The following is a 21,318-nucleotide window of genomic DNA, read 5'->3' as shown; positions in this document are numbered from 1 at the left end:
CCACCCTGTTGGGAGCCAACGGGGTGTCCTATGCGGCGAGGAACTCACCGATGGCCTGACCGACAGGTTCGTTTTCAATTAAGAAACCATCGTGGCCGGAATCGGAATGAATTATGACCGCCTCGCCGTGCCGGGTCAATCTAGCCAGCTGCTGCGTTTGGGAAGGGTAAAACAGGCGGTCAGAGTCCACTCCCAGTGCTAGGACGCGAGCCTGCACCCGAGAGAGCGCGACTTCTAAACCGCCCCGGCCTCGCCCCACGTCGTGAGTCAGCATCGAGCGAGTCAGCACCCGGTAAGACCCGGCGTCAAAGCGTTTCGCCAACTTCACTCCGTGATAGTCCAGGTAAGACTGCACAGCCAAGCGGCCTCCCGAAAGCGGATCTTCACGGTAGCCCGGATCGCGCCCGAACCGCTCCTGCAGTTCCTTGGGGCTGCGGTAGGTAGTGTGCGCGACCTCCCGCGCCAAAGCCAACCCCCGGAAGGGTCCCTGACCAGGGGGATTATCGTAGTAGTCGCCGTTGTGAAAATTTGTGTCCAGTTCCAGCACGTGCATCTGTACATGGCACCAAGCGGCCTGTTCAGCGGTGGTGGCGCAGCCGGTAGCCACCGCCACCAGCCGCTCCACCTGCTCGGGATAAGTCACCGCCCACTCCAGTGCCCGGTGTCCCCCGTGCGAACAGCCGATGACCGCAAACCAGCGGGGAATACCGAGCTGATCCATGAGGATTTTTTCCGCCGCCACCTGATCGCGAGTCGTCAGCAGGGGAAAGCGCGACCCCCAGGCTCGCCCGTTCGGAGCCAAAGTAGCGGGGCCGGTAGAACCTTGACAACCTCCTAATACATTGGGACAAACCACAAACCACCGATTCGTATCCACCGCGGCACCGGGCCCGACGACTTCGTTCCACCATCCTGGTGTAACGTGGCCCGGCCCGGCTTCACCGTACACATGAGAATCTCCGGTGAGGGCGTGATTGATGAGGATAGCGTTGGACTTTTCCGCATTCAAAGTGCCGAAAGTCTCAAAGGCGAGCCGGGCGCCCGGCAGAGCAGACCCGCCCTCGAGCTTCAGCATCCCCAGAGCGGCGAACTGACGATTTCCCTTGGGGTCAGTGGGTTTCCAAGCCCCACTGACCGGTATTAACTCACTGGTTTGCGGCATCGCTATCCTTATGGTCTACGGTTTTCAGGTTCAGGCTTCGAGCTTCGCGCGCACCGCCCTCGCGGCTCCGACCAAGTTCTCTAAGGTGGCCACCGTTTCGGGATAGGCGCGGGTTTTCAACCCGCAGTCCGGGTTGACCCAAACTTGGTGGGGGTCCAAAGCGGCGACGGCCTTTTCCAGCAGCCCTACTTCCTCATCGAGTTTCGGTACCCGGGGAGAGTGAATATCCCAAATTCCCGGTCCCAGTCCACGCTCGAAACCGTGCTCGTGCACAGCCGGCAAAATGTCCATCTTGGAACGACTGGCCTCAATCGAAGTGACGTCCGCATCCAGGTGATCGATTGCGTCCACCACCACGTTGAACTCCGAATAGCACAGGTGAGTATGGATTTGTAGCTCTTTAGGAGCCCCGCCGGTGGCTAAACGGAAAGCTCCCACGGACCATTGCAAATATTTCTCCCGTCCCGCTGCGCGCAGCGGCAACAGCTCGCGGATGGCCGGTTCATCCACCTGCACAATCTTGATGCCAGCCGCATTGAGGTCGGCGATCTCGGCTCGCAGCGCCAACCCCAGTTGATCCGCCACCTCCGCACGAGCCTCATCATCGCGGACAAAAGACCACGCCATGATGGTGACAGGGCCGGTCAGCATTCCTTTCATTGGTTTTGCGGTGAGGGATTGGGCATAAGTGGACCACTCAACCGTTATCGGGTGGGAACGTGTGATGTCCCCCCACAAAATCGAGGGTCGAGTACAGCGTGAGCCGTAGGACTGTACCCAGCCGTGCTCCGTGGTGGCGAAACCTTCCAGGTTTTCGGCGAAGAACTGCACCATGTCATTGCGTTCTGCTTCCCCGTGTACCAGCACGTCCAAACCGAGATCTTCCTGCAGTTTTACGACCCGAGCAATCTCATTGCGGATTTCCTCATCATATTGAGCCTCATCGATTTCGTGGCGGCGGAACGCGGCTCGAGCCTGGCGAATCTCGGTGGTTTGCGGGAAAGAACCAATCGTAGTGGTGGGCAGCAGGGGCAACTGCAAAATCTCCGCTTGTGCCGCCAAACGTTGCGGATAGGGGGCGCGAGTCCGGTCGGCAGCCGTCACGGCCGCGGTAGCCTGACGCACCTCGGCACGTTTCACTCCTGGATGGTTGGCGCGGGAAGCCAAGATTTTGGCATTTTCCGCCAGTTCAGCGGTGATGGAATCGGGATCCGCCAAGCCGCGCGCCAAGGTCTGTACCTCGGCAATCTTTTGGTCCGCAAAAGCCAACCAGGAACGCACTTGTGGATCCAGGGACGTTTCTTTGGTCGCATCGTGAGGGACATGTTGTAGCGAAGTCGAGGTCGACACGCTGAGGTTCGGGACGACCTGGTGAATTGCTTGCAAAGTCTCGAGGGCCTGTCGCAAGTCGGTACGCCACACGTTGCGACCGGAAACGATGCCCGCCACCAGGGTTTTGTCCCCGAGGGCCTGTAGGTCCTCGCGGCTCGGGACCGGGCCGGCGACCAAATCCAGGCCGATGGCTTCCACATCGGTGGCGCTCAGCACGTTTAGCCCATCGAGGCCCAACGGTCCGTACGGGGCATTGACAAAAATTTGGGGACGATTGGTCAATTTGCTCAGGAATTCATAGGTTTTACGAGCTGCCGCCAGCACTTCCTCGCGGGAAGTCGACCAGGTGTCACACACCAAAGCCGGCTCGTCAAACTGAACCCAAGTTACTCCGGCCGCCGCGAACTGGCTGAGGAAAACCTCGAATCCAGCCAATACTGCGTCCAGTCGTTTCAGGGGATGGAAATGAGCGGGGGCGTCCGCGCTGGCTTTCGCTCCCAACAGATAGGTAACCGGACCGGTGAGGACCGGACGCACTGCGCTACCTCCGGCCTTCACCTGTTCCAGCCAAGGATTGGCTACGGCGGAAATCTGAGTGTACGGGCCGATTTCGGGGACCAGGTAGTGATAATTCGTGTCGAACCACTTAGTCATTTCCAAAGCTGGTTTATCATCAATGCCCCGGGCTAGAGTGAACTCTCCGTCCACGTCCAGGGAGCCGTCGGGGCGCACCAGGTTACCAAAACGCTGGGGTACCGCCCCTAGCGCACAAGTCAGGGCCAAAACCTGGTCGTAGAGGACAAAGTCTGCAGGATTGGCCCCCGGTTCGTTCAATCCCAAGTCTTTCAGGTGGCTGATACGTGTCGCCAACTGTTGTTTTATCTGGGTGTCGAAGGTGGCGCGGTCGATTTTTTGAGCCCAGTAGTGCTCCAGGCTTCGCTTCAGTTCGCGGTTTGCGCCAATCCGGGGGTAACCCGCTACGGTCGCGGCGGGAAAAGGCTGCTTTTCAGTCATTTTCTATAAATCCCTTCAATAGGTTCGAATGTATGTTTTTCTTTGTTAAGTTCGGTTTGGTTCGGTCTGCCGGGTTTATCGAGCAACAGAACTTAGGGAGAGATGCGGTGCATGGCGGCGTTCATCAGCCCGAGCAGGTCGTGCGAATCTTCCTGGTCCACGTGGGCAAATCCGCGAGAACGCAGGTGCTCCACCAAGTCCAATACTGGCCGGGGTCGGTTAAACGTGTAAAAGTGAATGCCGGGCGCGTTGGCTTCGATGAGATCGTTGACGAAATCCAGGGTGGCACCCAGGCTCTCCAAGATTCTCTCGGCAGGATCGGCGATATTAGCTAAGGTCATAATCTTTTCCGGCACCGGTACCCCGGTGAGACCCTCGAGACGCTGGAGACGGCGCACATCTGTAAACGGAATGATTCCCGGAACAATGGGTATCGTCACGCCCTGGTACGTTGCTGACTGAACCAACTCGGCATAGTCCTGGGCTCGGTAAAACACCTGAGTGATAGCAAAATCAGCGCCGGCCGCCTGCTTTTGCGCCAGAGCCTGAACCGCATCCGTGCGGGTCTGAATGCTTCCCGCCGGATAGGCAGCCACCGCGATACTGACGGCGTGTTCGTCCCCGAGGTAATCAGCGGAAACCTCTCGAATCAGCTGCACAAGTTGGAACGCTCGGTCAAATTCGCCCGATTCTGCTTCTCCTGGCTCATCCTCCGGTGCCTCATCCCCGCGCAGTGCGAGGAAATCGCGCACTCCTAAGTCCATCATGTCTTGAACGATTCCCACCAGCTTGGCCCGGGTTTTCCCCACGCAGGTCAGATGAGCCAGGACAGGCCGCCCCGAACGCTTCAAAGCATGCCAGAGGACGGATTGTGAAGCATCCGGTGCTGTACCACTCGTTCCAAAAGTTACGGAGACGTAATCGGGACGAGAATCTAAAAGCCGGTCTATGCCTGCCCAGGCCTGGGAGGTCGGGCGGGCATTGCGCGGCGGATACAGCTCGTACGATACCCGCAAGTCTCGCCCTGACCCGTCCCCGCGAGGGGTAGAGCCAGCCTCACCGGGAGGCGATAGCGCGGGGCGGTGAGCCGCGTAGAGGTCTTTGATAGTCATCGGTTTTCCTAAGCGAGAGATAGTTTCATCCAGTTACGCGGCATTCGCCTGCCGTGCCGCGGTCAGACCGCGCTGAATGTCAGCCAAAATATCCTTGGGGTCTTCGGTGCCAATCGACAGCCTGACGGTACCGGGCGTGATGCCCTGCGCCAACAGTTCGGCTGTAGTCAGCTGAGCATGAGTGGTGGAAGCCGGGTGAATCGCCAAGGAACGCACATCTCCGATATTAGCGACATTTGCCAGTAATTCCAGGGAATTGATAAATGCTTTACCGGCTTGTAGGCCTCCGGCCAAATCGAAGTTCAACAGGGAACCGCACCCCTTCGGGGTATATTTTTGGGCCAGGGCATAGAACGGGGAGGAAGGTAGCGAGGACCACCGCACCGTCTCCACTAAGCCCGCGCCCACCTGAGACTCCAGGAATTCAGCGACCAGACGAGTGTTGGCAATATGGCGTTCCATCCGCAGGCTCAACGTATCCACTCCCAGTCCGACTGTCCACACCGCGAAAGGTGAAGCCACGAAGCCCAAGTCCCGCTGGCCTTCTACACGCGCTTTCAAAATAAACGCCAGGTTCGCCCCCAATGCTCCCTGAACACCGAAATCGCGGGCATAAATAACCCCGTGATAGGAAGGGTCGGGAGTGTTGAAACCGGGGAAACGCGAGGCTGCTTTCGCTGCAGCGTAATCAAAACGGCCGGAATCAACCACGATACCGAGCATGGCTGACCCGTGTCCGCCCAGGTACTTGGTGGCGGAATGCACTACGATATCCGCCCCGAACTCGATGGGACGGCACAGATAAGGGGTAGGCACCGTATTGTCGACAATGAGTGGAACCCCGGCTTGGTGTGCGGTTTGGGCTAACGGTTCGAGATCCAGTACATCGCCTTGCGGATTGGGCACCAGCTCCCCGTAGTAAGCCGCCGTGTTTGCGTCCGTGCGGGCTGCCCACTGGCTAATGTCACGAGGATCGTCAACAAAACGCACTTCGATGCCGAGGCGTTCTAAAGTATGGCCCAGGAGGTTGAAGGTGCCCCCGTAAATCGAGTTTGAGGCCACCACATTTTGACCTTTCGATGCCAAAGTCAAAATAGTTAGCGTGATGGCAGCTTGACCCGACCCGGTGGCAATCGCCCCGGCCCCGCCTTCCAGCGCAGCAATCCGAGCTTCCAAAGCATCGTTGGTGGGATTACCCAGGCGGGAATAAATCGGTCCCAGCTCCTGCAAAGCAAAACGGGCAGCCGCCGATTCCACACTGGGGAAGTGAAACGCGTTCGTGGCATAAATCGGCACCGTTTGCGTGCCGGTGGTCGGATCGCCGGTGTAGCCGGCATGAATTTGCAGAGTATCGAAACCCCATTCGGGGTGGTCGACCCAGTTGGGTCCAATAGTGGTTTTAGACATCGTAGTTTCCTTTGCGTGAGTTATGGCTGTACAAACTTGTCCCAAAGATTTTGACTCTGACGGGCACGCAGGAACATGGAGATACGAATGCTCAGCACCGGACGTGGCGCTGGACGTTTAGAGGCTGACGTGCACGTCAGCGAGGCATTCGTTTAGTCATGTTGCGATTGTAGCAATCTCGCAGCCAAAAAGCGAAACCAGTATTTCAGAATGTGGGATGCGGCTGTTTTAGTCGACGGGAGCAGCGGGATTCGCCGGCGCGGGGGCATTTGGAGCAGGGGTGGACGGCTGGCTCTTCGGGTCGACGTTAGAGAAAGAGGTTGTCGCGCCGAGCAAACCGTTGATGAACATCTGTTTAGCTTGAATACTGGGTCCGCCCTGAGATTCCGGGTAACCGGAGATGACCAGGGCATAGACGAACTCCTGGTTATTGCGCACGAATGTCCCTGCCAGAGAATTCGTAATTCCCAACGTGCCGGTTTTGCCGCGAACCACTCCCGCGGCAAAAGTGCCCTGGTAAACGTGTTCCAGAGTACCGTCTGCCCCGGCTACCGGGACATTGGCAGTAACAGAATGCAGTTCGGGATGGTCTTTACGCATTGATAACCGCACCGCATCCGCTAAAACTCGGGCAGGTATCCGGGTGTCATAAGCCAGCCCCGAGCAGCCTTTCAATTCAGTTTCGCCCAAGTCCAAGCCCAATTCCCGCAGAGAATCCATGACCGCCGCCCCGGAGGCAGCGAATGTCGGTTTTGCCTTACGGTGCAGCGCTACCAGCCGCCCAAGGCTTTCAGCCAAAGTATTATCCGAAATCTTTAACATTTGCCGTTCCACCTGAGCGAGCGGTGCCCCTTGTGCGTAGGCAATCGGGGTCGGACCGTGACTGGTGGAAACCTCAGTAGCGATTTGCGGTAGCTCGGAGAGCGGGTCCAGGAGCTTATTCGAGGCCAAACCAGATTTTCCTACCTCGATTTTGGCTGGTCCTGCCCCGCCTAAACGATTCAAGGCCTCGGCAAATGCCTGACCTACAACCTGTGCAGCATCCGGGTGATATCCATTGTCAGAGTTCGGGTCGACCAGACCGGTATTGATGGCCATGCCTTGAATAGGGCCGACCCAGCGGTTATCTCCCTCACGCCAAAATGGAGAGGCTGTTTCAGAGCCAAACCAGGAGGTGTCCAACACCAACGTGTAGGGCTTTCCATTCAACAGGCTGCCCGTGGGGGCATTGTTCTCAGAGGCCGGTGCGTTCGTGATCGAGGCCACCGATTTGTTGGTGGGGGAGGCCTCGTGATGTTCAGATTTCCCTGGAGTTTGGGAGGAAAGTGCCACAATCGTGTCAGTCGCGAGAGTGTCTAGGCCGGCGTAGCCTTTTATGGAACGCGGAGCGTCCGCCCCTAACCCCAGCAGCGCATCGCCGCCGCCGATTAAAAACAGCTTGCGCTTATCGTTATCCCAGGCCACTACCGTGCGAGCTCGCGCCTCCGGGCCGAATTCGTGCAGTGCCGCCACCGCGGTGAGTAGTTTTGTCGTAGAAGCAGCAGTAAGTGCGCTTTGGGGCTCATAAGAGGCCAGTTCCACACCATCCCGGTCGCCTACCCAGAAGGAGAGTTTCGCGTTGGCGAGGCGGTAATCTGTGGCGAATTGGCGCACTAAGGTTTTATAAGTATTGGCATCGAAATCGGTGGATTTGGCAAAGAGAGGAATCTCGGTAGGCTCGGGGTTGACTGCGGGGGAATCAGGGAATGGAACCACTCGGGGGAGAGGTGGTTTGAAGGTCAAAATACCTGGCACTAAGTCCGCTCCGTCAGCACCGACGTAAGCGCCGCCGAGAATCAGGGCGCCTGCGATTATCGTTGCGTTTAGTCGTCCTTTGGCGCGCACCGACCCCCCTTGTCAAACGGTTTTCTGTTCGGAAACAACCCCATCTAGTATAGAAGATGTCGCTCTGGGGGGCGGGTGTGGCACAATGGTTTTACAGAGATGCTCGCCAAAGCAGGTGACATCGATGCAAAGCAATGCCAATCCGGAGACACCGGTGGCACAAAAGTAAGGATGCCGAAGAAAATAATGGCTGAAGATTTTTTGACGTTCAATGTGACCATTGAGATTCCAAAGGGGAATCGCAATAAGTACGAAGTCGATCACGAGACAGGTCGGATTGTTTTGGATCGAATGCTGTTCACCTCTACACGCTACCCTGATGACTACGGTTTCATTGATGACTCCCTGGGTATGGATGGCGACCCGCTCGACGCCTTGGTCCTTTTGGAAGAACCAACGTTCCCCGGATGCGTCATCAAGTGCCGGGCGCTGGGAATGTTCCGTATGACTGACGAACACGGTGGCGACGATAAAGTCCTGTGTGTTCCTGCTACCGACCAGCGCGCTGCGTGGCGCACCGAGCTCGAGGATGTTTCGGAGTTCCATCGCCTGGAAATTCAGCACTTCTTTGAGGTTTATAAAGACCTGGAACCTGGCAAGTCGGTGGAAGGAGCCAGCTGGGTCGGCCGAGAAGAAGCGGAGAAAGAAATTCACGCCTCGTGGAAGCGTTTCCGGGACAAGGAAGGCTCTGACGCGCACACCTACATTCACTTGTGAACGAATCACAATTAGACCGGTCAGCAGCTAAGTTAGCCGGTCTAATGTTTTAGCTGACTTGTTTCGGGGGCGGCACTAAAGTCAGGTGACCGTGGCGTTTCCCGGCGGTATCGGGCGTTCCGGGCGCGCTATCCCCCCACCCGGGCTGAGGTTCCCTTCCCAAGGGGCCGCGATAGCCTTCGGGATGCACAGTTTGGCGGGGGGCGGGATTTTGCGCCGCTGCTTTCACCGCGTTGGCCAAAGCCATCAGTTCCTCATCGTTGGGAGGCGGGGGTGTAAAGGAATTCGTCAAATGGACGACCTCCCAGCCCCGTGGCGCCGTCAGTTTTTCGGCGTGTTCACGGCAAAAATCGTATGCTCCAGGATTCCGATGGGCAGAGAGTGGGCCAACGATTGCGCTGCGCTCCCGATAGTCAAAAGTCATCGTCGCCACCGCCGGATTAGGGCAGCTCGGTTTGGAACAACGGCGCGTATAAGTCACTTTCCCAGCATACTGCCTACCAGTGCCAGATGCAGTCAGGCTCGCTTGTTAACGCCGATTCCGAGCTGGGAAATAGCCTGGATTGAGAGCTTGACTTGGGCGTTCGCGGCGATTTGTACGGGACATCCTCGACCCGAGTGCCGCCGCGGGATAAGCTAGGAGCAATGAGTGAAAAAACTGGAACCAACCGGGTTCGTGTCTTGGATTTGGGCGGCGAGATTTGCTGGGATGTCAGCAGCGGGCCGCGGCTGAGGCGTGCCTATGTTTGCCGCGATCGACATGGCCGGGGCAATCGTGGAGTCTTGGTTCCAGCGATGCTGCCGCGTTACCGAACCCGTCGAGAAACCTTTGATGAACTGGTCATTCAGGAAGTTCGCTCCCTGGTGGCGGCTTGTCCAGAACTAGCTGCTATCCAGTACGGGGTGGAGGACGTTCCGCCTTCGGACCCTGCACCTTGGGAGAGCGAGTCAGTGGTCTTGGGCAGAGGTTTCGGCGCTGACCCGGGCAAAAGTTTGCCCGCCCAGGTAGTGGTGTATCGCCGTCCCCTGGAGCAGCGGGCTCGCTCCACGGATGATCTGCGTTCTCTCATTCACGGAGTGGTGCTGGAGGAATCTTCCCAGCTCATCGGCAAACATCCCGAAGATATCGACCCGTACTGGTAAACCGCGTCTCAAATCTGCCCGCGGCGTTTTAACGAAATGTAGGCATCTGCCAAGTTGGGAGGTAGCTTTTCAGGGGTGGCGTTCAACAAATGTCCCCCCAATAGAGGCAGCAGATTCCCCGCTTCCTCGTGTTCGTTCAACTCCGCCATCGCCGCTGCCGCCAGGAAAGCGTCCACGGGATTGAACCGACTCAGCGACTGCTTGGCGTCATTGAGATTCCATTGGCCAGGCAGTTGAGCCAAACGGGTCAACTCGGGATCCAAAGAGTTCGCCACCAGCACGTGATGTCGGGAGGACAGCGCTTCTACCATCGGCATCAAACCGGACCGTTCCGCCCCGCCTTCCAAACCTGTCAAAATCACAACCAGAGAACGTTGCCGCAATCCGGAGAGCAAAGTGTGGCTCAGTCCAGACCAGTTCGCTTCGGTGAGTGAAACCTGCAAATCGGCCAAGGCCTGCGCCATCTCGGTGATGAGTCCGACACCTCGATCCGGTTGAATATGAAAACGAATCTGATTGTCGAACGCGATAAGGTGTACCCGATCCCCGGCGCTGCCAGCCAATGCTCCGAGCAGCAGGGCCGCCTCCATAGAGGCATCCAGCCGGGGGTATTTATCAAGCCGCACCGCGGCGCTGCGCGAGGAATCCAAGCAGATGATGACGTTGCGGTCGCGCTCGGGGCGCCAAGTCTTTACCACCGGAGTGCGCAACCTTGCGGAAGAGTGCCACTCGATATCGCGCACGTCGTCGCCAGGGACGTATTCCCGCAGGGAATCGAACTCCGAGCCTTGCCCGCGTTGCATCACTAGGGAGTTGCCCTCCAAACGGCGTAACGTTTTCAGGCGCGAGGGCAGGTACTTGGCGCTGCGAAACTCCGGCAGTACTTTCACTTCCTGCACGATGGGGGCAGAAAACTGGCGGGCGCCCAGCCCCAGGGGTCCATAAGAGCGTACGGTAACGGCATCGCTACGCAGAGTGCCTTTGCGTTGCGGGGTAAAACTGGCCTGCAAAGTGGTCGAGCTTTGTGCGTCCAGTGTTAGACGCTGCTGGCGTGGCAGGGCTTGGAGCGAGGGCGGCCACGCGTCGCGTATCTGAGCGCGGAATTTACGTTTGGTGGGATTTTTCACGCTCACGGTGTAGGGCGTTTCGGTGCGTTGACGCAGTGTGTGGGGTAGGGAGCGCGTTATCGCGAGGTGGCGGGGACTGGGCGCGGCGATGACGTCAAACAGCCACACCAGCAGGCACACCAGCAGCCAGAAAAAGGCGCCAGAGTTCCAGTGAGTCAGCAGCACCAGCGGAATACCCAGCGCGATCAAGAACGCCAGGCGTTTGGAAACTGCCATTTCGCCTCCCCTCTATAACTCTTTGACGGTGGAAACCGGGTTATGCTGCGTTTATCGCGGTACCGGAGTGGTAGCCAGGACGCTGTCCAGGACGGTCTTGGCGTTGACGCCTTCCATTTCGGCTTCGGGACGCAGCCGGAGACGGTGGCGGAATGTGGGCAGGACCAGGGACTTGACATCGTCTGGGGTGACGTAGTCGCGTCCGGACAGCCATGCCCAAGCCCGGGAAGTCGACAGCAGGGCCGTCGCGCCACGGGGCGACACTCCCAACTCCACTTGCGGTAACGCGCGAGTGGCTCGCACGAGGTCGACTATGTAGCCCAACACCTCGCTGCTGGCCTTGACTTCCTTGACGGCCTGGCGAGCCGCCGCTATGTCTGCCGCGTTGGCAGCCACGTTCACTCCCGCGGCGTCGAGGTCGTGAGTGTTGAAGCCACTCAAATGCAGCTGCAAAACCTCCAACTCCGTTTCCCGTGTCGGGAGAGGCACGTCTAGTTTCAGCAAAAACCGGTCCAGCTGAGCTTCGGGCAGGGGATAGGTGCCTTCGTATTCCACCGGGTTCTGGGTTGCGATGACCGTAAACGGTTCCGGCAAAGCGCGGCTCACCCCATCGGTAGTGACTTGGTGTTCCTCCATGGCTTCCAGCAAGGCAGCTTGAGTTTTCGGAGGGGTGCGGTTAATTTCATCCGCCAGCAGTAAGTTTGTGAAAACGGGACCTTCTCGGAAAGTAAACGAAGACTCTTGAGCATTAAAAATCAGCGAACCGGTCAAGTCGCCGGGCATCAAATCCGGGGTGAACTGCACCCGCTTGTGGCTCAGGTCCAGCGACTTTGCCAAAGTCCGCACCAGCAGGGTCTTGGCGACTCCGGGAACGCCTTCCAGGAGCACGTGCCCTTCCGCCAACAACGCGATTACCAGCCCGGTTACCACCGCATCTTGGCCTTTCACCACCTTGTTGATTTCGGTACGCAACGCGATGAGCTTGCGCAAAGTCGGATCTTGCATATCCATTTAGCTTTCCTTTCGCGGATTTGTTTTGGTCAGAAGGTATAAGTCGTGCAATAGGTTTCCCAACCCGCGAGCGGTGGCGGGCACCTCACCGTAGAGGAGGTCATAGACCTGAGACTCGCCAACCCCGGTGTATCGCGACACTTCTCGCACCATGACAGTTGGAGTCGTCGGGGTCGGAATATGCAAAGCGGCACCTAAACGTCGAGCCGTGTATTCCCGAGCCTTGTGGGCGGCTACCGAGACGGCCCCGGTTTTTTCGTAGAGGCGCCCGCGACCGTAAACTGCCTCGGCGCCATGCACCACGACCGGTAACTCTTCGGGAACCACACGACCCAAGCGACGCCCTTGTGCCAACGTAAACACGAAAGCTGCCGCGAATAAATACACTAGGGCAATGAGGAAGAAATCGGGCAACAGAGGCTGAGCCTCGCCGTTTTCGTCAAAACCCTGCTGGAACGTGGTGCCGTTGACCCAACCGACCCGGGGGCTGGAACTCAACAGATTCAACAGCAAAGCGGCATTGCCGGCCTCGGTGATAGTGTCGTTGCGCGCCAGGCTGTCCTCGGAAAGCAAGGCTAAGCGGAAACCTTCAGGACGTTTGAACGATACGTACGCGAAAGCGTTATCCTGAATCGGAAAACACGCGGTTTCGGGCTGCCGCAAAGGGCGGAGCGAACCACGAGTTGAAGAAATCGTTCGGGCTGCTTTCGCACCAGGAAAATCGCACTGAGCACTGATTTCCTTGGGAGAACCCGTTGGTGCGGATTCCACATAGGGGTCGAAACGTTTCCCTTGCGCCAAAGTCCCTATTACCAAAAGGTTTGTGGGGGTGTGCAGGATTTCTCGCAGGGTAGCATCGTTGATTTCATTGGTATTGGTGATGACAACAGTGTCCTTGGAACTATAGGACTCCAGGTCACGTACGGAATACGCCTCACCGACCAGCACGCCCTCGTGGCGAAGCACTTCGGCCAGAGCCATCGCCCCGCTGCTTTTTGGGTTGCGGATAGAAAGACTGATTTCGTCGGTGGGAGTACGCAGCACGGCGCTGAGGAAAGAAAAAACTGCCAGCAACACCAGACCGCCGATGACCCAGCGACCCCGAAGAATTGCTTCCGAGATGCGCGGTGTGGCTGTAGGTGGGGTCGTACTGCTCACAGGAGCGCACCTCCTGCCTGCGCCAGCGCGTCCCGTGGTGAATCGGTGGGGTTAACACGGATGCGGGAGTGCGAAATGAAAGAATCTAGGCGGGAATCCAGGGCAATCAATCTTTGCACCTGGGTGTTGTCCGACTGTCGTCGCCCATACCGTATTGCGTTAAACACGTTGGCTGCCCAAGCTAATTCCTCTGATTCTGCAGGAACTGCCTGGCTGAGAGCGGCGCTACCCTCCCCGGCAGTGAGTCCGGGAGTGATTACCAACAGTTCGTTGGCTTCACAAAGACGCAGCAGATGGCGAAATTGTTCCAAGAAAGCCGTGGAGTAGTCCCCGCGGGAGAGGGCATTTTTGGCTGCCGCCAGATATTGCACCGCGCTGCGGTTATCCTCGAAAACCGCAGCATCATCAGTGAGGGTCGGCTTGACCTGTTCCCGGAACTTCCAGTTACCCGAAAACAAAATCATGATGATGATGACCAGCATAGCTACGACTAAGGCGGCAATGAGCCACAGCCAAGAAGGCAAGACGGGATTGACGTTTGCGGACGAAAAAATCTCGGCAAACCACTCCCAAATTATTTTCAGTAGGGAGGGTCGTTCCTGGTAAATCGGTTTGGAGAGTTCCTCTTCGAGCGTCTCGCGCCCGTCCCGGTCCGACACGTCAGAGAACACTAGGTAGCACAAATCAACGTGATGGAGCCGTAAGCCCTCCAATTGCGTCGAAATGTTCAGCATACCTACCCGAGAATCCCTTCTGTGGTACCGTTCGTCAGCCCTGCTGGACCGCCTGGAGCAAACTTACCGCCAGACCCTCGCGGCGCATCCGCGTATCGATATAGAGCAGACCTAGAACTGCCCCGTAGAACGGCATGGTCAGTCCGGTAATGATGGTGCCTAAAAAGGCGGAGAGAGTCATTACTATCGTTACATTCTGGTTTATCAGTAGCACTGCGGAGAGAATCAAGCCAATCACGGTGTTCAATCCGTTGGCCAGGAACGAAACTATGAGGGAAGTTAGTAAAATGACGCCAAAAATCTTCCAGAAACTGCCTTTGGTCAGCGTCCAGGAACGTTTCAACGCGGGGACGATGCCGATATCTTCCATGATGGCAGTGGGGATAGCAAAAACAAGTTTTACGTAGATCCAGGTGGAAAACACGGCAACGGCAATGAGGGTGAGGAAAGTAAGACCCAACAAGCCCAGAGAGGCCCCGAGATCTTTGATGTTAAGCAGGAAAAACCCGCCCAGCGGAAGCAGGCCCAGCCCTAGCAACAGGGCTGATCCCAAGATGAGCAACAAAGAATAGCCGACGATACCCCAGAGGTGGCTTTTCAAAGTCTGCCACGCATCGGCTACCGTGGGGCGGCGTCCCAGAATCAAGGGTCCCAATCCGGCAACACAAATTGCCAAAGTCAGAAAGACGATAAATAGTTGGAGCAGGCCGGTGATGACACCAATGAGTATCGTTGATTCGGTAAATTCCAGAAAACTGTCCACCGTGGCTTCCGTGCCGTCAAAATCGAAGTCGTTAGCCAGGTAGGTATTGAGGTCAGGAGCGAGGAAATAAAGCAGCACTCCCATCAACCCGCCAAGTCCTGCCCAGAGAGCCAAAACCAGACCGAACATGACAGAAGGAGCCTGGCGAATCGCGGAGAATGCTCCGTTGTAAATATCCCCAAGTTTCAGCGGACGAAGCGGAATAATCCCGGGTTGGACCTGCTGATAGTTCAAACCATAAGGGTCGAATCCGGTGTTGTTGGCGCCGTTCCTATAGTTTGTACCGCTCGTTCCAAAATTGGGGGTGGAGGTTTGCGGGGTGGCTGCGGCGGGGTATCCGGACGGAAGAAGATTCGGGAGGGACTCTGGCTTACCGGTGCTGTCCTCCGGGGTCAGTGTCCACGAGCCCGTGTTGAAACTGCCTGGGGCGGGCGTGGGAGGAGACGTAAATGAAGGTTCCGGCGGCACCGGGCTGCTCTGACCCGGTGTCTGGGGAACATTACCATAGCTGTTCTCCGGGGGGGTGCTCTGATTGAGGTAAGAGTTGTCGCTCATAATGCCTTTCCAATAACTGGTTCACTTAATATTGCCACGACACCGCGCAGATGCGCTCGTTTAAACCGAAAAACTCTATAGCAATGCCAAGCTCCTCTGCGGGTCTTCTCGCAAATTGTGAAATCGTGACAAAATAGGAATATGAGTGCAAAAATCCTGGTAGTAGATGATGACCAAGCCCTAAGCGAGATGATTGGCATTATTCTGGAATCATCCGCCTATGAACCAAGTTTTTGTGCCGACGGCGCAAAAGCCGTGGATAAGTTCCGGGAAGTTGAACCAGACTTGCTGCTGCTCGACCTGATGCTGCCAGGAATGGATGGTATCGAGATTTGCCGTAGAATCCGTGAATTCTCGAATGTGCCCATCATCATGTTGACCGCAAAATCCGACACCACTGATGTGGTCGCGGGGTTGGAAGCCGGTGCTGACGACTACATTCCTAAGCCTTTCAAACCCAAAGAACTGCTGGCGCGAGTCGCCGCGCGGCTGCGCAACCTAGAAGCGGCCGAACATGACATTCTGAAAGCTGCGGGGGTGGAAATTAATCTGACATCTCACGAGGTGAGCCGGGACGGAAAGCCTTTAAACCTCACCCCGCTAGAGTATGACCTCTTGGTTGCCCTAGCCACAAAGCCCGGGCGGGTGTTTTCCCGCGAAGAATTGCTGGAGCAGGTCTGGGGGCTGCGCCACGCTTCCGACACCCGTCTGGTCAACGTGCATGTCCAGCGGTTGCGCGCCAAGGTAGAGCTTGACCCGGATAATCCTACTGTGGTTCTCACAGTCCGTGGGGTGGGCTATCGAATCGGGACTGAACCTCAGTGAGTTCCTCGCAATACACGGTGTTTCGCCGGACTCGCCGGCAGCGAAGAATCTCGCAATTCTTCGGTAGCGCCACCCGCTATTTAGTTGGCGTCACGCAAGCTACCTGGGTTCCAAAACGGCTTCGGCGTTCGTTGGCTCTGCGGATGGCTAGTATCATGCTGGTCGCAACGTTCGTGATTCTGTTCGCGGTAGGGATTTATGCTTCCACAGCCATCAAAAACGGCATCTTTCAAGAGCGGCTGAATCAGGTGTTGGAGGAGGCTGCCACCCAAGCAAGGACGGCGCAAAATCGTTTCGACCAGGCTCCGGCCTCGACTGTGGAACAGGTACAGTCCCTCGCTCAGGACGTTGTCACCTCAATCTCCACCCTCACTTCCGGTTCTAGCGCCCCCGCCGTGCTGCTTTTGCGCAACCCCAGCGAAACCTCCTCCTTTGTGATTAACGAAATCGCTACCCAAAACATGCGGGAAGTCATTACTTCCCAACTGCGTGAGGCGGTACAGCAAAAGACCGGCCAGCATTGGCAGTCTATTGAGATTACGGACGCACAAGGCAAGCGGCATCCCGGTATTGCGGTAGGGACTGCTGTGAGCCTGCCCTTAGCGGGGGCTCACGAACTTTACCTGGTGTACTCCCTAGCTGACGAACAGGCGGCAATAAACCTGGTGATGGGGGTTTTAGGCGGCGGCGGCCTCGCTGTGCTGGTGCTGGTGGCGGGCATGACCTGGGTAGTGGTTTATTCCGTGCTGGTGCCGGTGCGCCGCACGGTGCGCACGGCGGAACGTTTGGCAGCTGGGGATTTGAACGCACGCGTACTCTCACAAGGCCAGGATGAAACCGCGCAACTGGCTGATTCCTTCAATAAAATGGCGGATTCTTTGCAGTCCAAGATTGATACTTTGGGTCAGATGTCCCGGCTGCAGCAGCGTTTTGTCTCCGATGTGTCCCACGAGTTGCGCACTCCGCTGACCACGATGCGGATTGCCGATGACGTCATCTATGATGCCCGCGAAGAACTCGACCCTGCCGCGCTGCGAAGCGCGGAACTGCTGCATGACCAGATTGATCGATTCGATGCCATGCTGGCGGATTTGCTTGAAATTTCGCGTATTGACTCCGGATCCGCCCGGCTTGATTTTGAGATGGTGAACCTGAACAAACTCGTTGAGCAAGTTGTGGAGGATAACGCCACTTTGGCTGAACAGGTGGGGTGCCGGGTCATTTTTAACCCGCCAAAGTACCCCTGCGCAGCGGAGCTTGATACCCGCCGAGTGACCCGTATCGTGCGAAATTTGCTGGTTAACGCCATTGAGCACTCCGAAGGAAATCCCGTAGTAATTACTACCGATTCCAGCGAAACCGCCGTGGCTCTGCGGGTTTCTGATCACGGGGTGGGGATGTCACCGGAAGTGACCAGCCGAGTGTTTGACCGTTTCTATCGTGCTGACCCGGCACGAGCGCGGACCACGGGCGGTACCGGGTTGGGCTTAGCCATCTCTTTGGAGGATGCTCGCCTGTCAGGGGGCACTCTGCAGGCATGGGGCAAAACCGGCTATGGCTCGTCTTTCTTGCTGACCCTGCCACGGCGTCACGATATGGAGATTGGCCCTTCGCCTCTGGATATTACTGACTATGTGGAACCTACCTTGGATAGTTACGTTCCTCCTCAGCCTGCGCCGGAAAAAGCAATAACACCAGCGAACGTGTCGGACGCTCTGGGGAAAAATGGGGAGGTGTAGCCATGTTAAACAAAAATCGAACTCGGTGGTGGGGCGCTGTCCTCGGGGGCATTTCTGCTCTCAGCCTGGTCGGTTGTGCCGCGTTGCCAACTGCCGGTCCCGTCAATGATTCCGAAGTACGGGTCGGCATGAATCAGCCGCTGCTAGGCTTGAGCGCCCCCGGGCCTGTCCCGAACGCAACTGTGGAACAAATTGTGACCGGTTTTATTCGTGCCTGTTCGGCGGGATATTCCGATGACTTCACCGTGGCACGTTCCTTCCTCGCTCCCAAAGCGGCGATAGACTGGCGCCCCGATGTCCAAGTGGAAATTTTCGATACGGATTCCGCGCTGGAGACTCGTCAACTGGGAGATGGCTCTGTTGAAGTGACAGCTCGCGCGCTCGGAAGCGTCGACGAGCATGGAAACTATACCGTGGCAGGTCCCTCCGAGAGAGTTCGTACCGTGTTTTCCCTGGTGAAGCCCGCCGACAATCAGTGGCGTATCGCCGCTTTGGAGGACGGAGTGATACTTTCCCAATCGGCTTTCAGTTCGATTTACGCTTCGGCTCCCGTGTACTTCCTCACCAACGATGCGGGAGCTCTGGTCCCGGATCTGCGCTGGTATCCGCGTCGACGGCTACCTACCTACCTGGTTAATGCGCTCTTGGCAGGGCCGCAAGCTGGCTTTAAAGGGGCGGTTCGTTCTGCTTTCCCCGCCGGCAGCACTTTGGCAGGGGGAGCGGTAGATGTTTTTGACGGTGTCGCTAACGTGTCTTTAAATATCCCGGATGCTTTCAGCGATTCCACCACGATTAACTTGGCGTATTGGCAGATAGAATCGACACTGCGCGATGTTTCGGGAATCTCTACCGTCAGTTTGAGCATCGGTAAAGTGCCTTTGGAGAACACGAATCCAATCACGCAAAGTACCACTCCGCAATTCCCCATAATGGTCAAAGACGGCAACGTGGTGCGTCTGAACTCCGGAGCCACCGAGGTCCTGGTTCCTGCCGGTGTGGTGGCTTCCGGTGTTATCACGAATCCGGCTATTTCTACCGCTGGCAACGAAATCGTTTTTACAGATTCCAGTTATCGCCGGCTTTATGTGTGGGGGCACGGTGCGGTGACGCAGCTGTATAACGGTCGAGAGCTGTTGGCTGCTTCCATCGATAGAAACGGTTGGATTTGGACTCTGGATAAAGCCAATCCGCGCCAAGTTATTGCGTTGCGTCCCGATGGAACCAGGGCGAATTTGGAAGTGCCGTGGGAGACCGGAGACCCGGTCCATGCTTTTACCGTTAGCCCGGACGGAACACGGGTTGCCTTCGTGCGCCACGTAGGTCAGGCAGATATTGTGAGTGTCGCGGTCGTCATTCGGGACGGCTCGGGCACTCCGAAATCTTTTTCCGCTCCGGTGACGTTGCAGGCTGGGAACGAGGTTGTTCCCGCAATTGCATGGCTACAAGGAGATTCCCTGGTGCTGCTGACCGGTTCAGGAGATAACACTACCGTTCGGATTGCTCCGCTTTTTGGACCGGTATCAACTTTGCCGGGGGTTAAGAACGCCGTAGATTTGGCTGCCGGCGAGGAGGAAAACCAGATTTATTTGATTACTACGGGTGGCGATTTATACAAGCGTTCCGGTAGGAACTGGCAGCAAGTCCTCAACGGGGTCGCCGATCCCAGTTACCCCGGATAGCCAGATAAGGAACGCGCTATGGTGGTTTTCTCGGGTTTCTGGGACGCGGCAGGGGAACTGGGAAAGGTATTGCTGCCCACGGAATGCGTTGGCTGCGGGGCTTGGGATGAAGAAATCTGTGACACCTGTCTGGCGCAGATGCTGGGACGACCGTTCCCGCTGCAGATTGCTGAGGACGAAGATAATGTAACAGACGTTCCAGTATTTGCTATCGCCAAATATGACGGCCCGATGCGGCGCGTAGTTTTGACTGGTAAGCATGATAAACGGCGGGATCTACGCCGGTATTTCACGGCGGCGGGTCAATCGGCAGTGCAGGGCTTGGTGACAGAAGGCCTGCTGGCTAGGGACAAATTTGGAACTGACGGTACAATCCGGCGGGAGGTTTTCGTAGTCCCAGCCCCTTCCACCCATCCCCGTGATCCTTCTGAAGTCGCTGCCGCATTCGCTCAGGGCGCGGCGCGGGGATTGGTGCGAGCGGGACTGTGTCGTCAGGCGTCAGTGCTAGAAATCCTGGAACTCGCGGCAGGCTCCACGACTCAAGCTGGCCTGGGGTGGGAATCTCGCAACTTGAATCGGCACGGCAAAATGCAGGTTCGTGGCAGTACAGCGGTGGCAAAACGCGAACTTGCCGGCAAGAGCCTGCTGATAATCGATGATGTCAGTGCCACCGGGGCGACTTTGAGAGAAATGATTCGCGTTTTGTCCGGTTTAGAGGCAACTGTCCTCGCGGGGCTGGTTTTTGCTTCATCACGGCGCGAAATGCCAGTATCGTTCCCGGAGAATTCCGAAAAGTAAGTGGAAGTCCTGCACGGCTTTGCGGTGTGCTCTAAAATATAAAGCACATGCAAAAATCGCAGGTGACACACCGGAGTGCACCTGTGTGAGAAAGAGGTGAGAACCGAACACTCCGTCCCAGCAAATGATAGTTGGAACCCAATTCCTAACCTAAGGAGGCCCTCATGGAAATCACCGTGAAAGCACGTAATGCTGAAATCCACCCGAATTTTCGGGAATACATCGAGGAGAAAATGGCCAAAGTGGAGCAGCTGGCTCCCCGTACGCAACGTGTCGATGTGGAACTGACACATGAAAAGAATCCGCGACAAGCTGATACTGCGGAACGTATCGAACTGACTGTTCTCGGCAAAGGGCCGGTGGTGCGGGCGGAGGCGTCTTCGTCAGACCGCTACGCCGCTGTGGATATTGCCGCCGGAAAACTTTTTGAGCGTTTGCGCCGAGCTCGGGATCGGGCTAAGGACCACCGCAAATACGAGATTCCACCGGACGTGGAATTGGATGTGCAGATTCCGGAAACGGCTGAGGCTCCCGTCGCCAAGCCGCCCTTGAAACTGGGTGAGTCTCGTGAGGAGCAGTTGGGTGATTCTCCCGTCATTGTGCGTGAAAAACTGCACGAAAGCCGGGCTATGAGTGTTGAGGATGCCCTGGATGAGATGGAATTGGTGGGCCACCCGTTCTACCTGTTCATTGACTCCGAGACCGCGCAGCCGGCGGTGGTTTACCACCGGAAAGGCTGGACCTATGGCGTGATTCGCCTAGACGCCACCTGCAAGCTCAACGACTAAGTTTAAGGCCGGATCCTGGGACGCAATCCCAGGGTCCCTCTTTATTTATCTTCGGTGAGCCAAAGCAACTGCCCCCAAGAACCGGAGCTTCGCGCCTCGCTTTCGCGAAGCTAGGCGCTTTCAACTAAAATGGTCGAGGCTGAGTCATCACGGT

18 protein-coding genes are annotated in these 21,318 nt (G+C 57.0%); 7 read left to right on the top strand and 11 right to left on the bottom strand.

Annotated elements, in window-relative coordinates; genetic code table 11:
- Window positions 1-28 precede the first annotated feature (28 nt).
- The 5 genes from metX to SPI05_RS02105 all read right to left on the bottom strand — a co-directional run bounded on the left by metX (window position 29) and on the right by SPI05_RS02105 (window position 7,911).
- Window positions 29-1,162 (bottom strand): homoserine O-acetyltransferase MetX, encoded by a 1,134-nt coding sequence (gene metX, locus SPI05_RS02125; protein WP_321075715.1) that lies wholly within the window; start codon window positions 1,160-1,162, stop codon window positions 29-31.
- 30 nt (window positions 1,163-1,192) lie between these two features.
- The gene (gene metE, locus SPI05_RS02120) at window positions 1,193-3,508 is read right to left on the bottom strand and encodes a 5-methyltetrahydropteroyltriglutamate--homocysteine S-methyltransferase (RefSeq protein ID WP_321075714.1); all 2,316 of its coding nucleotides are present in this window, start codon (window positions 3,506-3,508) and stop codon (window positions 1,193-1,195) included.
- A gap of 92 nt (window positions 3,509-3,600) precedes the next feature.
- On the bottom strand, window positions 3,601-4,620 hold the full coding sequence (locus tag SPI05_RS02115) for a methylenetetrahydrofolate reductase (RefSeq protein ID WP_321075713.1): 1,020 nt from the start codon (window positions 4,618-4,620) through the stop codon (window positions 3,601-3,603).
- Between the two features lie 33 nt (window positions 4,621-4,653).
- Window positions 4,654-6,027: an O-acetylhomoserine aminocarboxypropyltransferase/cysteine synthase family protein gene (locus tag SPI05_RS02110; protein WP_321075712.1), complete on the bottom strand. Its 1,374-nt coding sequence runs from the start codon at window positions 6,025-6,027 to the stop codon at window positions 4,654-4,656.
- 228 nt (window positions 6,028-6,255) lie between these two features.
- Window positions 6,256-7,911: a D-alanyl-D-alanine carboxypeptidase gene (locus SPI05_RS02105; RefSeq protein WP_321075711.1), complete on the bottom strand. Its 1,656-nt coding sequence runs from the start codon at window positions 7,909-7,911 to the stop codon at window positions 6,256-6,258.
- A gap of 201 nt (window positions 7,912-8,112) precedes the next feature.
- On the opposite strand from SPI05_RS02105, the gene SPI05_RS02100 reads away from it, so the two are divergent.
- The gene (locus SPI05_RS02100) at window positions 8,113-8,628 is read left to right on the top strand and encodes an inorganic diphosphatase (protein WP_321075785.1); all 516 of its coding nucleotides are present in this window, start codon (window positions 8,113-8,115) and stop codon (window positions 8,626-8,628) included.
- Window positions 8,629-8,677: 49 nt separating this feature from the next.
- Here the strand turns inward: SPI05_RS02100 and SPI05_RS02095 are convergent, their stop codons facing one another.
- Window positions 8,678-9,109, bottom strand: coding sequence for a DUF3499 domain-containing protein (locus SPI05_RS02095; protein ID WP_321075709.1), 432 nt, complete (start codon window positions 9,107-9,109; stop codon window positions 8,678-8,680).
- A gap of 164 nt (window positions 9,110-9,273) precedes the next feature.
- Here SPI05_RS02095 and SPI05_RS02090 point away from each other — a divergent pair, with 164 nt between their 5' ends.
- Window positions 9,274-9,771 (top strand): metallopeptidase family protein, encoded by a 498-nt coding sequence (locus SPI05_RS02090; protein WP_297346100.1) that lies wholly within the window; start codon window positions 9,274-9,276, stop codon window positions 9,769-9,771.
- Between the two features lie 8 nt (window positions 9,772-9,779).
- Here the strand turns inward: SPI05_RS02090 and SPI05_RS02085 are convergent, their stop codons facing one another.
- The 5 genes from SPI05_RS02085 to SPI05_RS02065 are packed head-to-tail and all read right to left on the bottom strand — an operon-like array spanning window position 9,780 to window position 15,335.
- Window positions 9,780-11,114: a DUF58 domain-containing protein gene (locus SPI05_RS02085; protein ID WP_321075708.1), complete on the bottom strand. Its 1,335-nt coding sequence runs from the start codon at window positions 11,112-11,114 to the stop codon at window positions 9,780-9,782.
- Window positions 11,115-11,165: 51 nt separating this feature from the next.
- Window positions 11,166-12,125 (bottom strand): AAA family ATPase, encoded by a 960-nt coding sequence (locus tag SPI05_RS02080; RefSeq protein ID WP_297346102.1) that lies wholly within the window; start codon window positions 12,123-12,125, stop codon window positions 11,166-11,168.
- Complete coding sequence (locus SPI05_RS02075) at window positions 12,126-13,283, bottom strand: DUF4350 domain-containing protein (protein WP_321075707.1); 1,158 nt, start codon at window positions 13,281-13,283, stop codon at window positions 12,126-12,128.
- Window positions 13,280-14,017: a DUF4129 domain-containing protein gene (locus tag SPI05_RS02070; RefSeq protein ID WP_321075705.1), complete on the bottom strand. Its 738-nt coding sequence runs from the start codon at window positions 14,015-14,017 to the stop codon at window positions 13,280-13,282. Before SPI05_RS02070 ends, SPI05_RS02075 begins: the two co-directional genes overlap by 4 nt.
- Before the next feature lie 34 nt (window positions 14,018-14,051).
- Complete coding sequence (locus SPI05_RS02065; protein ID WP_321075703.1) at window positions 14,052-15,335, bottom strand: hypothetical protein; 1,284 nt, start codon at window positions 15,333-15,335, stop codon at window positions 14,052-14,054.
- A gap of 141 nt (window positions 15,336-15,476) precedes the next feature.
- Here SPI05_RS02065 and mtrA point away from each other — a divergent pair, with 141 nt between their 5' ends.
- From mtrA to hpf, 5 genes are all read left to right on the top strand, one after another.
- Complete coding sequence (gene mtrA, locus SPI05_RS02060) at window positions 15,477-16,160, top strand: MtrAB system response regulator MtrA (protein WP_321075701.1); 684 nt, start codon at window positions 15,477-15,479, stop codon at window positions 16,158-16,160.
- 47 nt (window positions 16,161-16,207) lie between these two features.
- Window positions 16,208-17,899: an MtrAB system histidine kinase MtrB gene (gene mtrB / locus SPI05_RS02055; RefSeq protein ID WP_414601957.1), complete on the top strand. Its 1,692-nt coding sequence runs from the start codon at window positions 16,208-16,210 to the stop codon at window positions 17,897-17,899.
- Window positions 17,900-17,901: 2 nt separating this feature from the next.
- Entirely contained in the window at window positions 17,902-19,578 is a 1,677-nt protein-coding gene (locus SPI05_RS02050; protein WP_321075697.1) for an LpqB family beta-propeller domain-containing protein, read from the top strand.
- Between the two features lie 18 nt (window positions 19,579-19,596).
- Window positions 19,597-20,376, top strand: a complete 780-nt coding sequence (locus tag SPI05_RS02045) for a ComF family protein (RefSeq protein ID WP_321075695.1) — start codon at window positions 19,597-19,599, stop codon at window positions 20,374-20,376.
- Window positions 20,377-20,540: 164 nt separating this feature from the next.
- Window positions 20,541-21,164 carry a ribosome hibernation-promoting factor, HPF/YfiA family gene (hpf, locus tag SPI05_RS02040; protein WP_282922161.1) on the top strand — a complete coding sequence of 208 codons (624 nt, stop codon included), beginning with the start codon at window positions 20,541-20,543 and terminating at the stop codon, window positions 21,162-21,164.
- The last annotated feature ends 154 nt before the right edge of the window (window positions 21,165-21,318 follow it).

The sequence above is a fragment of the Mobiluncus sp. genome (assembly GCF_034180645.1).
GTDB lineage: Bacteria > Actinomycetota > Actinomycetes > Actinomycetales > Actinomycetaceae > Mobiluncus.
Note: the sequence above shows the minus strand (reverse complement) of the source record. Positions and strands in the feature narration are given on the sequence as shown.

Bases quoted from the DNA above. Each gene is read 5' to 3' on its own strand.
- mtrA (WP_321075701.1), top strand. From the start codon at position 15,477: ATGAGTGCAAAAATCCTGGTAGTAGATGATGACCAAGCCCTAAGCGAG.
- SPI05_RS02090 (WP_297346100.1), top strand. From the start codon at position 9,274: ATGAGTGAAAAAACTGGAACCAACCGGGTTCGTGTCTTGGATTTGGGC.
- metX (WP_321075715.1), bottom strand. From the start codon at position 1,162: ATGCCGCAAACCAGTGAGTTAATACCGGTCAGTGGGGCTTGGAAACCC.
- SPI05_RS02085 (WP_321075708.1), bottom strand. From the start codon at position 11,114: ATGGCAGTTTCCAAACGCCTGGCGTTCTTGATCGCGCTGGGTATTCCG.
- SPI05_RS02065 (WP_321075703.1), bottom strand. From the start codon at position 15,335: ATGAGCGACAACTCTTACCTCAATCAGAGCACCCCCCCGGAGAACAGC.
- SPI05_RS02070 (WP_321075705.1), bottom strand. From the start codon at position 14,017: ATGCTGAACATTTCGACGCAATTGGAGGGCTTACGGCTCCATCACGTT.
- SPI05_RS02080 (WP_297346102.1), bottom strand. From the start codon at position 12,125: ATGGATATGCAAGATCCGACTTTGCGCAAGCTCATCGCGTTGCGTACC.
- SPI05_RS02045 (WP_321075695.1), top strand. From the start codon at position 19,597: ATGGTGGTTTTCTCGGGTTTCTGGGACGCGGCAGGGGAACTGGGAAAG.
- hpf (WP_282922161.1), top strand. From the start codon at position 20,541: ATGGAAATCACCGTGAAAGCACGTAATGCTGAAATCCACCCGAATTTT.
- metE (WP_321075714.1), bottom strand. From the start codon at position 3,508: ATGACTGAAAAGCAGCCTTTTCCCGCCGCGACCGTAGCGGGTTACCCC.
- SPI05_RS02115 (WP_321075713.1), bottom strand. From the start codon at position 4,620: ATGACTATCAAAGACCTCTACGCGGCTCACCGCCCCGCGCTATCGCCT.
- SPI05_RS02110 (WP_321075712.1), bottom strand. From the start codon at position 6,027: ATGTCTAAAACCACTATTGGACCCAACTGGGTCGACCACCCCGAATGG.
- SPI05_RS02050 (WP_321075697.1), top strand. From the start codon at position 17,902: ATGTTAAACAAAAATCGAACTCGGTGGTGGGGCGCTGTCCTCGGGGGC.